At 74.0% G+C, this 12,787-nt stretch carries 12 protein-coding genes; 11 read left to right on the plus strand and 1 reads right to left on the minus strand.

Annotated elements, in window-relative coordinates:
• Nucleotides 1-16: 16 nt before the first annotated feature.
• The 6 genes from ACWC24_RS03960 to ACWC24_RS03985 all read left to right on the plus strand — a co-directional run bounded on the left by ACWC24_RS03960 (nucleotide 17) and on the right by ACWC24_RS03985 (nucleotide 6,879).
• Entirely contained in the window at nucleotides 17-1,660 is a 1,644-nt protein-coding gene (locus ACWC24_RS03960; protein ID WP_450661241.1) for a polyamine aminopropyltransferase, read from the plus strand.
• Between the two features lie 75 nt (nucleotides 1,661-1,735).
• Entirely contained in the window at nucleotides 1,736-2,623 is an 888-nt protein-coding gene (locus ACWC24_RS03965; RefSeq protein ID WP_450661242.1) for an SRPBCC domain-containing protein, read from the plus strand.
• Nucleotides 2,624-2,695: 72 nt separating this feature from the next.
• The gene (locus ACWC24_RS03970) at nucleotides 2,696-3,484 is read left to right on the plus strand and encodes an aldose epimerase family protein (protein ID WP_450661243.1); all 789 of its coding nucleotides are present in this window, start codon (nucleotides 2,696-2,698) and stop codon (nucleotides 3,482-3,484) included.
• 10 nt (nucleotides 3,485-3,494) lie between these two features.
• Complete coding sequence (pyrE, locus tag ACWC24_RS03975; protein ID WP_450661244.1) at nucleotides 3,495-4,043, plus strand: orotate phosphoribosyltransferase; 549 nt, start codon at nucleotides 3,495-3,497, stop codon at nucleotides 4,041-4,043.
• A 211-nt stretch (nucleotides 4,044-4,254) separates the two neighbouring features.
• Nucleotides 4,255-5,277 (plus strand): class II fructose-bisphosphate aldolase, encoded by a 1,023-nt coding sequence (gene fbaA, locus ACWC24_RS03980; RefSeq protein ID WP_450661245.1) that lies wholly within the window; start codon nucleotides 4,255-4,257, stop codon nucleotides 5,275-5,277.
• 81 nt (nucleotides 5,278-5,358) lie between these two features.
• Complete coding sequence (locus ACWC24_RS03985; protein ID WP_450661246.1) at nucleotides 5,359-6,879, plus strand: MFS transporter; 1,521 nt, start codon at nucleotides 5,359-5,361, stop codon at nucleotides 6,877-6,879.
• Here ACWC24_RS03985 and ACWC24_RS03990 read toward each other — a convergent pair.
• A complete protein-coding gene (locus tag ACWC24_RS03990) occupies nucleotides 6,876-7,433 on the minus strand; it encodes a hypothetical protein (RefSeq protein ID WP_450661247.1) in 558 nt (185 codons plus the stop codon). The two genes, ACWC24_RS03985 and ACWC24_RS03990, sit on opposite strands and share 4 nt — an antisense overlap.
• Nucleotides 7,434-7,560: 127 nt before the next feature.
• On the opposite strand from ACWC24_RS03990, the gene ACWC24_RS03995 reads away from it, so the two are divergent.
• The 5 genes from ACWC24_RS03995 (at nucleotide 7,561) to ACWC24_RS04015 (ending at nucleotide 12,737) form a co-directional block, all read left to right on the plus strand.
• Complete coding sequence (locus ACWC24_RS03995) at nucleotides 7,561-7,974, plus strand: DUF3151 domain-containing protein (protein ID WP_450661248.1); 414 nt, start codon at nucleotides 7,561-7,563, stop codon at nucleotides 7,972-7,974.
• A 155-nt stretch (nucleotides 7,975-8,129) separates the two neighbouring features.
• Entirely contained in the window at nucleotides 8,130-8,969 is an 840-nt protein-coding gene (locus ACWC24_RS04000; RefSeq protein WP_450661249.1) for a tryptophan 2,3-dioxygenase family protein, read from the plus strand.
• Nucleotides 8,962-10,182, plus strand: coding sequence for a kynureninase (gene kynU, locus ACWC24_RS04005; RefSeq protein ID WP_450661250.1), 1,221 nt, complete (start codon nucleotides 8,962-8,964; stop codon nucleotides 10,180-10,182). The genes ACWC24_RS04000 and kynU overlap by 8 nt, the downstream gene beginning before the upstream one ends.
• 239 nt (nucleotides 10,183-10,421) lie before the next feature.
• On the plus strand, nucleotides 10,422-11,324 hold the full coding sequence (locus ACWC24_RS04010) for an alpha/beta hydrolase (protein ID WP_450661251.1): 903 nt from the start codon (nucleotides 10,422-10,424) through the stop codon (nucleotides 11,322-11,324).
• 375 nt (nucleotides 11,325-11,699) lie between these two features.
• Complete coding sequence (locus ACWC24_RS04015; RefSeq protein WP_450661252.1) at nucleotides 11,700-12,737, plus strand: alpha/beta hydrolase; 1,038 nt, start codon at nucleotides 11,700-11,702, stop codon at nucleotides 12,735-12,737.
• Nucleotides 12,738-12,787: the final 50 nt, after the last annotated feature.

The following is a 12,787-nucleotide window of genomic DNA, read 5'->3' on the forward strand; positions in this document are numbered from 1 at the left end:
ACGTAACGTCGCAGTCGTGATCGAGTCGCCCGCTCCCGCCCCGCCCGGCACCTCGCCGTCCTGGGGCGGCCCCGCGCGGCCGCCGGTCCGGCCGGGCACCGGACGGTTCCTGGTCCTCGCGGGCGTCTTCGTCTGCGCCGCCTGCGGGCTGGTGTACGAGCTCGAACTCGTCGCCCTGGCGTCGTACTTGATCGGTGACTCGGTCACCCAGGCCTCCGTCGTGCTGTCGGTCATGGTCTTCGCGATGGGCATCGGCTCCCTCGCGGCGAAACGGTTGCGCGGGCACGCGGCCGCCGGCTTCTGCGCGGTCGAGGCGGCGCTCGCCCTCGTCGGCGGCAGCAGTGCCATGGCCCTGTACGCGGTGTTCGCCTGGACCGGCGACTGGGGCGGCCTGTGGGTCGACGGCCCGCGCTGCCTGCTGGTCGTCTTCTCCCTCGCCATCGGCCTGCTGATCGGCGCCGAGGTGCCGCTGCTGATGGAGCTGATCCAGCGCATCCACCGGCAGGACGCGGGCGGCGCGGTGGCCGACCTGTTCGCGGCCGACTACGTCGGAGCCCTGGTCGGCGGCCTCGCCTTCCCCTTCCTGCTGCTGCCCGTCCTGGGCCAGCTCACCGGCGTCCTGTGCACCGGCACGGTGAACGTGCTGGCCGGCGGCGCCCTCGTCCTCGGGCTGTTCCGCCGGGACCTGAGCCGTCGCGCCCGCTGGGTGCTGCTGGTCGCCAACCTCGTCGTGCTCGGCGTCCTCGCGACGGCCGCCGTGCTCGTCGGCGACTTCGAACAGGCGGCACGGCGCGCGGTGTACGGCGACGACGTACGGGTGGCGGTGCGCACCGAGGTGCAGGAGGTGGTGCTCACCGGCGGTGACCACGGCCGTCCCGTCAGCCTCTTCCTCGACGGCCGGCTGCGGGTCGGCGGCCGTGGCGAGCGGCGCTACCACGAAGCCCTGGTCCACCCCGCGATGAACGGCCCGCACACCCGCGTCCTCGTCCTCGGCGGCGGCGACGGACTCGCCGCCCGCGAGGTGCTGCGCCACCCCGGGGTGCGCCGGGTCGACATCGTCGAACTCGACGCGGGCGTGGTGCGGTTGGCGCGCTCCGACCCGGCTCTGTCCGCGCTGAACGGTCATGTGTACGGAGACCCGCGCGTGCACGTGACGACGGCCGACCCCTTCCGCTGGCTGCGCCGGGCCCCGCGCGCGGCCTACGACGTCGTCGTCTCGGACCTGCCGGACCCGGCCGTCACCGCCGGCGCGAAGCTGTACTCGCTGGAGTTCTACGGGCTGACCCGGCGCGTCCTGGCGAGCGGCGGCCGGCTGGTGGTGCACGCCGGACAGGTCACCTGCCGTCGGCGCGCCTTCTGGACGGTGGACGCCACCGTGCGGGCCGCGGGCCTGCGCACCGCCCCCTACCGGGTGGCCGATCGCGACGACGGCTCCGCGGCGGACCCCGGCCGGTCCGTCTCCGCCACCCGCGCGCCACGCGACTGGGGCTTCGTCCTGGCGCGGGCCGACGCCCGTCCGGTCCTGGGCCTGGGCCTGGACCGGGGCGAGCGTCCGCCCCGCACCCTGACCGCGGCGGGGCTCGCGGCGGACGCGCGGGCCGCGGACCGGACCCGGGTCCGGGGGCTGCCGGCCTCGACGCTGGTCCACCCGCGCTACTGAATCGCCCCGGTGCGCGCGGGCCACTCCGGCCGAGCGGGAGGTATTCGGGGCGGCCCCTGGGTAGGCTCCGACGACATGGAGCATGAGGTTTTCGTTCCGGTTCCCGCCGAGCGGCTCAGGGCGACGCTGGCCGACCCCGCGCGGGTCGCCCGCGCGGTCCCGGGGCTCCAGCAGGACGTCGGTGGCGAGCCCGGCAGCGGCCGGCTGAAGGTCCGGGTCGCAAGCAACAGCATCACCTACCGGGGTTCCGTCCGGGTCTCGGAGCGCGCGGACGGTTCGTACGCCGTCGAGGGCGAGGCGACCGAGGCGCGTGGCTCGGGGGCGGTGACGTTCGCCCTGGTCCTGCGGGTGGCCGACACGGACGGCGGCGCCACCCTGGCCTTCGGCGGCACGGCCACGGCGGACGGCCGGGTCGCCGAACTGCCCAGGACGGCGGTCGACGCGGCCGTGATCCGGCTGCTGAACCGTTTCGCGGAGGGTCTGGGGGCGGAGGAGGCGGACGCGTCGGACGAGGTCGCCGAGACGGTCGACACGGAGCCCGGCGCCGTGGCGCCGCAGGGGCCGACCGCCGAGCCGGTGGAGCCTGTCCGGTCGACGCACCCCGCGGAGCCTGCGCAACCCGTGGGGTCACCGGAACCCGAGGAGCCCGAAGAGGCCGTGACGCCCGCGGAGTCCGAGGAGGCCGTGGCGCCTCCGGCACCCGAGGAGGTCGTGGCACCCATGGAACCCGTGTCGCCCATGGACTCCATGGAGCCTCCCGCAGAGGCCGCGCACGCCCGGCGGACGATGATCGGGCGGAGTGCGGAGGAGGTGGACCACGCGCCGCCGCGCGGGCGGTACGCGCCCGTGCCCGCGCCGCAGACCATCGCCCCGAACTCCACCCTTCGCTGGGCCGCGCCCGCGGCGGCCCTGGTGGTGGCCTCCGCCATCGTGGTCGGCCGGGCCCTGCGCAAGCGACGCTGAGTACCGAAGGGGAGGGCGGGCGACGACCCCGCACCCCGGCGGCCCTCTTGATCCGCCCAGTAGGGTCGTGTCGTGAGTAACGAAGACATCACGCTGACCGCGGGAGACGCGGAAGTCGTAGTACAGCCGGGCAACGGCGGCCGGATCGGCGGGCTCCGGATCGGCGGCGTCGAGCTGCTCCGGCAGGGCGAGCGGTTCGGCTGCTTCCCGATGGTCCCCTGGTGCGGGCGGATCCGCGGCGGAGCGTTCCGGGACGGAGGCACCGTCCACCAGATGCCGCTCAACTCCCCACCGCACGCCATCCACGGCACCGCCCGGGACGGCGCCTGGCGGGTGGCGCGCAAGGCGGCGGACGAGGCCGTCATCACGTACGACCTGGTCGAGCCCTGGCCCTTCACCGGCCGGGTCACCCAGGCGGTCGCCCTCACCCCGGACGCCCTGACGCTCACCATGTCGGTGGAGACGTACGCGTCCTCCTTCCCGGCGCAGATCGGCTGGCACCCGTGGTTCCACCGCAACCTCGGCGGTCAGGACGTCCGGGTCGCCTTCGAACCGGCCTGGCAGGAGGAGCGCGGGGAGGACCATCTCCCGACCGGGAACCGCGTCGAGCCGCGGCCGGGCCCCTGGGACGACTGCTTCGGCATGCCCGGCGGGGTCGACGTCACGCTCACCTGGCCGGAGCAGCTCGAGCTGAAGGTGACCAGCCCCGAGGAGTGGGTCGTCGTCTACGACGAGCAGGAGGCAGCGGTGTGCGTCGAGCCGCAGACCGGTCCGCCGAACGGGCTCAACACCCTCCCGCGTCTGGTCACCCCGCTGGAGCCGCTGGAGGCCACCACCACCTGGAGTTGGCGGCGCCTCTAAGCTGGCTGGCATGACGGAAGTACGTGGCGAGCTGCTGCAGCAGATCAAGGACAAGGCCGTGGTGCACGGCAAGGTGACCCTCTCCTCGGGTCTGGAGGCCGACTACTACGTCGACCTTCGCCGCATCACCCTGGACGGAGCGGCCGCCCCGCTGGTCGGCCAGGTGCTGCTGGACCTGACGGCGGACCTCGAATTCGACGCGGTCGGCGGTCTGACCATGGGCGCCGACCCGGTGGCCGCGGCCATGCTGCACGCGGCCGCCGCGCGCGGACGCAAGCTGGACGCCTTCGTCGTCCGCAAGGCCGCGAAGGCGCACGGTCTGCAGCGGCAGGTCGAGGGTCCGGAGATCGCCGGGCGGCGCGTGCTGGTCGTCGAGGACACCTCCACCACCGGCGGCTCCCCGCTCACCGCGGTCGAGGCCGTGCGCGCCGCCGGTGCCGAAGTGGTCGCCGTGGCGACCATCGTCGACCGGGCGACCGGCGCCGCCGAGAAGATCGAGGCGGGCGCGGGCGTGCCCTACCGCTTCGCGTTCTCCAAGGACGAGCTGGGCCTGGACTGAGATCCGGCTGATCCGGCTTTCTGTTCGACCGTCGTACGGGGCAGCCCACGGGGTGTTCGACGGTCGGACGGAAGTTGTCCACAGGGCGGGACGGGCTGCACCCAGCATCGGCCCAGGTCTGGAAAGATGTCGCCGACGACGACGTCACATTCAAGGTCTAGGTCAGGGCCGTAAACGCAGAACCCCACCCGCACATACAAGGAGCGGACAGATGCCCATCGCAACCCCCGAGGTCTACAACGAGATGCTCGACCGGGCGAAGGCAGGCAAGTTCGCCTACCCGGCCATCAACGTCACCTCGAGCCAGACCCTGAACGCGGCTCTGCGCGGCTTCGCCGAGGCGGAGAGCGACGGCATCATCCAGATCTCGACCGGCGGTGCCGAGTTCCTCGGCGGCCAGTACAAGAAGGACATGGTCACCGGCGCGGTGGCCCTGGCCGAGTACGCGCACATCATCGCCGAGAAGTACCCGGTCACGGTCGCGCTGCACACCGACCACTGCCCGAAGGACAAGCTCGACGGGTACGTGCGTCCGCTGATCGCCATCTCCGAGGAGCGCGTCAAGGCCGGCCGCAACCCGCTGTTCCAGTCCCACATGTGGGACGGCTCGGCGGAGACCCTCTCCGACAACCTGGCCATCGCGCAGGAGCTGCTGGAGAAGGCCCGCGCCGCGAACATCATCCTCGAGGTCGAGATCACCCCGACCGGCGGCGAGGAGGACGGCGTCTCCCACGAGATCAACGACTCCCTCTACACCACCGTCGACGACGCGATCCGTACGGTCGAGGCGCTGGGCCTGGGCGAGAAGGGCCGCTACCTGCTGGCCGCGTCGTTCGGCAACGTCCACGGTGTGTACAAGCCGGGCAACGTCGTCCTGCGCCCGGAGCTCCTCAAGGAGCTGAACGAGGGCGTGGCCGCCAAGTACGGCAAGGCGTCCCCGTTCGACTTCGTCTTCCACGGCGGTTCCGGTTCCTCCGAGGAGGAGATCGCCACCGCGCTGGAGAACGGCGTCGTGAAGATGAACATCGACACGGACACGCAGTACGCGTTCACCCGCCCCGTGGTCGACCACATGTTCCGCAACTACGACGGTGTGCTGAAGGTCGACGGCGAGGTCGGCTCCAAGTCCACCTACGACCCGCGCACCTGGGGCAAGCTGGCCGAGGCGTCGATGGCCAAGCGCGTCGTCGAGGCCACGCAGAACCTGCGTTCCGCGGGCACCCGGATCAAGTAACCGGCGTCCTGAGGCGTCTCCGGCGACCCGTGGGTCGCCGGAGGGCTGGCCCGGGGACGGCCGCGGAGGGATGATCCCTCCATGGCTGTCCCCGCACAGCACGTTCCCGCCGTAAGGATCTCCAGCTCCACCGGCCGGTGGATCCTGCTCACCACGGTCCTCGGCTCCAGCATGGCCATGCTGGACTCGACCGTCGTCAACGTCGCGCTGCCCACCATCGGCCGCGATCTGGGCGCCGACCTCGCCGCCCTCCAGTGGACCGTCAACGCGTACATGGTGACGCTGGCCGGGCTGATCCTGCTCGGCGGCTCCCTCGGCGACCACTACGGCCGGCGCAAGGTCTTCGTCCTCGGCGTGGTCTGGTTCGCCGCCGCGTCGCTCCTGTGCGGCCTCGCCCCGAACAGCGGTGTCCTCATCGCCGCCCGCGCCCTCCAGGGGATCGGCGGCGCCCTGCTGACCCCGGGCTCGCTCGCCCTGATCCAGGCTTCCTTCCACCCCGACGACCGGGGCCGGGCGGTCGGTCTGTGGTCCGGCTTCGGCGGGATCGGCGCGGCAGTCGGCCCGTTCCTGGGCGGCTGGCTGGTGGACGGGCCGGGCTGGCGCTGGGTGTTCCTCCTCAACGTCCCCCTGGCGCTGATCTGCGCCCCCGTCGCCGTACGCCATGTCCCCGAGTCCTCCGACGGGCGCGCGCACGGCCGTTTCGACGTGCCCGGCGCGGTGCTCGGCGCCCTCGCGCTCGCCCTCGTGACGTACGCCCTGGTCGAGGCCGGCAGCGGCTCCCTCGCCGTGGCGCTGAGCGCGGTCCTGGGTGTGCTCGCGGCGGTCGCCTTCGTGTACGTCGAGAAGCGCAGCCCCGACCCGATGCTGCCGCCGGACATCTTCGCGTCCCGCCAGTTCACCGCCGTCAACCTGGTCACGCTGTGCGTGTACGCGGCCTTCGGCGGCTTCTTCTTCCTCACCGCGCTCCAGCTCCAGGTCGTGGTCGGCTACTCGGCCCTCGGCGCCGGTACGGCACTGCTGCCGACCACCGCCCTGATGCTGCTGCTGTCGGCCCGCTCGGGCGAGCTGGGCGAGCGGATCGGCCCGCGCGTCCCGCTCACCGTCGGCCCGCTGCTGTGCGCGGCGGGGATGCTGCTGATGCTGCGCGTCGGACCGGGCGCCTCGTACGTCACGGACGTGCTGCCCGCGCTGCTCGTACTCGGTCTCGGCATGGTCGCGCTCGTCGCCCCGCTGACCGCCACCGTGCTCGCCTCCGTGGAGACCGCGCGGGCGGGCCTGGCCAGCGGGGTCAACAACGCGGCGGCCCGTGCGGCCGGGCTCGTCGCGGTGGCCGCGCTGCCGCTGCTGGCCGGGATGGGGCCGGAGGCCTACCGCTCGGCGGACGCCTTCGACGCCGCGTTCCGGCGGGCGATGCCGTTGTGCGCGGGGGTGCTGGTGGTCGGGGCGGCGATCGCGTTCACGACCGTGCGCCGCCCGGCCCCGGACTGCCGCCGCCCCGAATGCCGTACGCACGGCTGCGTGACCTCGCCGCCGGTGGAGCCCGGCCGCCCCCGGACGGGAACGGCCGGACCGGGCGGACCCGGCAGGGCGGGCACGACCTAGAGCTTCCCGCGCTGCTCCAGTTGGACGACGGTGCCGTCGGCGTCCTGCCGGTAGCCGAAGACGAGCAGGCTGCCCGGCTGCGCGGCCGCGCCGTCCAGCCGGTCGAGGAAGGTCTGGACGTCGACGGTCCGGTTCGCGGCGGAGTCCTGGAACGGCTCCTCGACGCTGATTTGCGCGGTCTCGGCGAGCCGGATGCCGTGCTTCGGCCCGATCGTCTGCCAGACCGGGGTACCGGGCGCCCGGCAGGTCCAGCGTCCCTCCTGCACGGTCAGCCGGATGACGTCCTGGGCGATCGTGTGCCCGAACACCCGGACGTCGACATGACCCCGGTCGCCGGCGCAGGCGGGGTCGGTCGAGCCGGTCGAGCCGCTGGAGCCCGGCCCGCCGGAGGTGTCGGCGGCGGGGGTGCGCGTGGCGGTGGCGGAGGGCGCGGAGGCCGGTCCGGCGGCGCCGGTGCCGTCCGGGCGGCAGGCGGCGGCCGTCAGCGTCGTGGCCGCGGCGAGCAGGCCGAGCAGGGCGCGTCGGCGAGCGCGGGCGGCGTTCGGCGTGGACATCCGGATCCCCCGTTGATGTGCGCATGATCCACTGGCGGTCAGGCAGGAGTGTGCACCCGGAGGCACCCGTTCGGCAGAGCCGTACGCGATCGTTACCGATCAAGGACAATGCAGCAGACTGGAGTCCATGACGATGCACGAGAACCTCCTCGGTGGTCCGCCCCCGACCCACCTCCCCGACGAGCCCGAGCCGCGCGAGCTGCTCGCCGCCGGCACCGCACCCGCCGATGTCGCCGCCAAGTACCCGACGTCCTCGCTGGCCTGGGCCCGGCTGGCGGACGACGCGTACGAGCGCGAGAGCGTCGTGGAGTCGTACGCCTACGCCCGTACGGGCTACCACCGCGGTCTGGACGCCCTGCGCCGCAACGGCTGGAAGGGACACGGACCGGTCCCCTGGGAGCACGAGCCGAACCGCGGCTTCCTGCGCGCCCTGCACGCCCTCGCCCGCGCCGCACAGGCGATCGGTGAGCAGGCGGAGTACGAGCGCTGCTCGCAGTTCCTGAAGGACTCCTCGCCGACGGCGGCCCAGACGCTGGGTTAGGGCTTGCAGCCCACTCGGGGCAAGGCCCGCCTGTGACCAGGCGGGCCTTGCCCTTTCGAGGGACGATCGCGGAGGATGCCCGTTGGGGACCGGGGCCCCCGTGTCGACAATGGCAGGGGCGGACCGCTACCCGGAGTACACAACAGGAGACAGCGATGTCCCACGAGGCTCGCCAGGCTCAAGAGCCCGAGACCCCGCATCTCGACTTCGCAGGCACGACGCCGTACGAGGACTACGTCAAGGCGGACGTGCTCACCCACCTCCAGCACACCCTCTCGGACGATCCCGGAGAGATGGTCTTCCTGGTCACGACCCAGGTCATGGAGCTGTGGTTCACCGTCGTCGTCCACGAGTGGGAGACCGCCGCACGGGCCCTGCGCGAGGACCGGGTGCCGGTGGCGATCGACGCGCTGAAGCGGTCCGTACGCGAGCTGGAGGCGCTGAACGCCTCCTGGAGGCCGCTCGGACAGCTCACCCCGGCCCAGTTCAACTCCTACCGCGCGGCCCTCGGCGAGGGCTCCGGCTTCCAGTCGGCGATGTACCGGCGGATGGAGTTCCTGCTCGGCGAGAAGTCCGCGTCGATGCTGGTCCCGCACCGCGGCGCGCCGCGCGTCCACGCCGAGCTGGAGAAGGCGCTGCACGAGCCGAGCCTGTACGACGAGGTGCTGCGCCTCCTCGTCCGGCGCGGGCACGCCGTCCCTGCCGCCGTCCTGGAGCGGGACGTCACCCTGCGCTACGAGCCGTCCCCGGAGGTCGAGGCGGTCTGGACGGCCGTCTACTCCGGTGACGCCGGCGACGAGGTCGCCCGACTGGGCGAGGCGCTCACGGACGTCGCCGAACTGGTGTGGCGCTGGCGCAACGACCACCTCGTCGCCACCCGGCGCGCGATGGGCGCCAAGACCGGCACCGGCGGCTCGGCCGGCGTGGCCTGGCTGGAGAAGCGCGCCCGCAAGAACGTTTTCCCCGAGCTGTGGACGGCGAGGTCCCATGTCTGAGACGACCGGTCCCACCGAGTACGAGGCACGCGCGCGGAAGCTGGACGCCGTCGACGAACTGGCCGCAAAGCGCGCCGAGTTCGTCCTCGACGAGACCGTCTACCTGGACGGCAACTCGCTGGGCGCGCTGTCCGTGGCCGTCCCCGGCCGGATGGCGGACGTCGTCGGCCGCCAGTGGGGCGAGCTGCGCATCCGCTCCTGGACCGAGGGCGGCTGGTGGACCGCGCCCGAGCGGATCGGCGACCTGATCGCTCCGCTCGTGGGCGCGGCGCCCGGGCAGATCGTGGTCGGCGACTCCACCAGCGTCAACGTCTTCAAGGCCCTGGTGGCGGCGGTACGGATGGCCGGGGAGGGACGGGACGAGATCCTCGTCGACGCCACCACCTTTCCCTCGGACGGCTACATCGCCGAGTCGGCGGCCCGGATGACCGGCTGCACCCTGCGCCCGGTGGACCCGGCGGAGGTGCCGGGCGCGCTGTCCGGCCGTACCGCCGCGGTGCTCCTCAACCACGTCGACTACCGCACGGGCCGGCTGCACGACCTGCCCGGCCTCACCGCCGCGGCGCACGCGGCGGGCGCGCTCGCCGTTTGGGACCTGTGCCACAGCGCGGGCGCGCTGCCGGTGGGCCTGGACGAGCACGGGGTGGACCTCGCGGTCGGCTGCACCTACAAGTACCTCAACGGCGGCCCGGGTTCACCGGCGTACCTCTATGTGCGCCACGGCCTCCAGGACCGTTTCGACTCCCCGCTGCCCGGCTGGAACTCGCACGCCGAGCCCTTCGGCATGCGCGGCGCCTACGAGCCCGCCGCGGGCGCGGTGCGGGGCCGGGTGGGCACCCCGGACATCCTGTCGATGCTCGCGCTGGAGGCGGCCCTGGAGGTCTGGGACGGTGTCACCGTCGAGGCGGTGCGCGCCAAGTCCCTGGCCCTGACGGACTTCTTCCTGGAGTGCGTCGACGCGTACGTGCCCGAGGGGCGCGTGCTGTCGGTGACCCCGGAGGCGCACGGGGAGCGGGGCAGCCAGGTGGCGCTGCGCTGCGACGGTGCCGGTGAGGTCATGAAGCGGCTGATCGAACGCGGTGTCGTCGGCGACTTCCGGCACCCCGACGTCCTGCGGTTCGGCTTCACGCCCCTGTACGTCGGCTTCGCGGACGCGGAGCGGGCGGCACGCGTGCTGGCCGAGGTGCTGGCCGAGGTGCTCGCGCAGAGCTAGTGCCGCGACGGGCGACGGGCGACGGGCCGTTGTGCGGCGCCTCGCCGGGGGTATCTCCCGGGCGGGGCGCCGGACCGGTCCCCGGGGTCGGACGAAGTGCGGGCCCGAGCTCTCACCGAGGGTGACATCTGTGTGTCCGCCCATGTCACTGGCCTGATACCGTCCCCGCAAACGGCCGAATACCCTCGGTGTGCCCGGTCCCGGCCGGCAAGTCCGTTTCGTCGCTGAGAGGTTGGAGCATGCCGGACGACGCAGCAGTCCCCGACGCCGCGGCAGCGGCCCGTGCCGCGGCGGAAGAGGAGTCGGCCTTCTCGCACCCCGCCGTCGACCCCGACCGCACGGCCGCGTACGGCGACCACCCCGACCAGGTGATCGACTTCTACCTTCCGCGCACGGACACCACTTCCGACGCCTCCGCCCCCCTGGTCGTCCTGCTGCACGGCGGCGCCTGGCGCGCTCCGTACGACCGGCGGCACATCACCCCGTTCGCGGACTTCCTCGCCCGCCGCGGCTTCGCCGTGGCCAACGTCGAGTACCGGCGCGGTTCCGAGGTCCCCGCGCAGGACGGCGCCGCCCCGGTCGCCGGGCGCTGGCCGGACACCTTCGACGACGTGGCCGCCGCGCTGGACGCGCTCCCCGCGCTCGTCCGGGAGGCCCTCCCGCAGGCGGACCCGCGCCGCATGGTCGTCGTCGGTCACTCGGCGGGCGGTCAGCTCGCCCTGTGGGCGGCGGCCCGGCACGTCCTGCCGGCCGACGCCCCCTGGCGGCTCGACGGTCCCGCCCCGCTGCGCGGGGTGGTCGCCCTCGCCCCGATCGCCGACTTCGCGGTCTCCGGGAAGCTGGCGGTGTGCGGCGGCGCGGCGGGACAACTCCTCGGTGGCGAAGAGCACTTCGGCATACGGCAGCCGTACGCCGATCCGGCGCTGCTGCTCCCCACCGGCATCGCGACCACCCTCGTCCAGGGCCGTGCCGACCTCGACGTCCCGCAGGCGGTCGCCGAGGCGTTCGCGGACGCGGCGGCGAAGGCCGGCGAGATGGTGGGACTGACGCTGCTGGCGGAAGTCGGCCACTTCCCGCTGATCGACCCGGCGGCGGACGCGTGCGCGGTGGTGGCGGAGGAGATCGCCCAACTGGCCTGGTGAGCAATGGTCGTGACGGGACGTCGGGAAAGGCCGTGACGGGACGTCGGGACGGGCCGTGACGGGACGTCGAGACAGAACGTGACGGGTCGTCGGGGCAGGGCGTGGCGAGCCGTCGGGGCGGTGGCGTGACGTGACCGGCCGACGGCGTGCCGGTGCGCGCCCGGCCGCGCCCCCGAGCGGGCCCTGGTACCCGTAGCACCGCGCGCCCCCGAGCGGTGCCTCCTAGTACCCGTAGTACCCGTAGTACCTGAGAGCTATGCCGCGGAAGCGTTCCCTGGCGGGACGCGGACGACGCGCGCGGATCCGTAACTTCCTCCTCGCACCAGCCCGAAGGCCGGACGGCCGGACCACCGGGCGGACCGGGAGGGGGCGGCCATGGGCCGTGACACGGAGGCGGCGGACACCGGAGGAGGGCCCGCCGCGGGTCCGACGGCCGTGCGGGCGACCGCCCGGCGGCACCGGGGCCGACGGCGGCGCGGACTGCTCGCCGCCCTGGTCGCCGCGGCCGTGGTGGTGCCGCTCTCCGCCGCCGCCCGGCCGGAGATCCCCGCCCCGGCCCCCGCCGCCCTCGGCCTGGTGACGGCGGCCTCGCTGGACGAGGCGTACGCCGCCAACCGGGCCGACGCCGCCGAGGCGGCCCGCATGGCCGCCGCCCACGGCGACCGCCGTCGCGCCGCCGCCGACCGTGCCCTGGCCGGACCCGGCCGGCACCTCCTCGCCTTCGACGGACGCGGCACCGGCCTGGTGACCGAGGTCGTCGGCGACCTGGCACGCGCGGACCGGGTGGCGGTCCTGGTCCCGGGCTCCGACACCTCCCTCGACACCTACGGACGCTTCCGCGCGACCGCCGTGGCCCTGCGCGCGGAGCTCGCCCGGCAGGCCCCGCGGGGCACCCGGACCGCGGTCGTGGCCTGGCTCGGCTACCGCACACCGGGCACGGTCAGCGCCGCGGTCACCACCACGGGCCGCGCCGAGCAGGCGGCTCCGCGGCTGCGGTCGTTCGTACGGCGGTTGCCCGCACTCGCCCGCCCCGGGGCGCACCTCTCCCTGCTCTGCCACTCCTACGGCTCGGTCGTCTGCGGCCGGGCCGCCGCCGGCCTGGACGTCGACGACATCGTCCTCGTCGGCAGCCCAGGCACCGGCGCCGGATCCGTGAGCGGGCTGCGCACCCGGGCCCGGGTGTGGGCGGCCCGCGGCGCCGACGACTGGGTGGCCGAGGTCCCGCACATCAGCGCCGACCTGTTCGGCACGACCGTCGGCTTCGGCACCGATCCGGTGTCCCCGGCCTTCGGCGCCCGCGTCTTCGCGGCGGGCCCCGGCGGTCACAGCACCTACTTCACCCCGGGCTCGGTCTCCCTCGCCAACCTGACCCGGATCGTCCTGGGCGAGACCTCGGAGGTCACCCGTGCATGACTCCGCCCGCACGCTCTTACGACGACTGCCCGGCCCGCGTGACGCGTCGG

This window comes from Streptomyces sp. NPDC001443 (assembly GCF_053597355.1).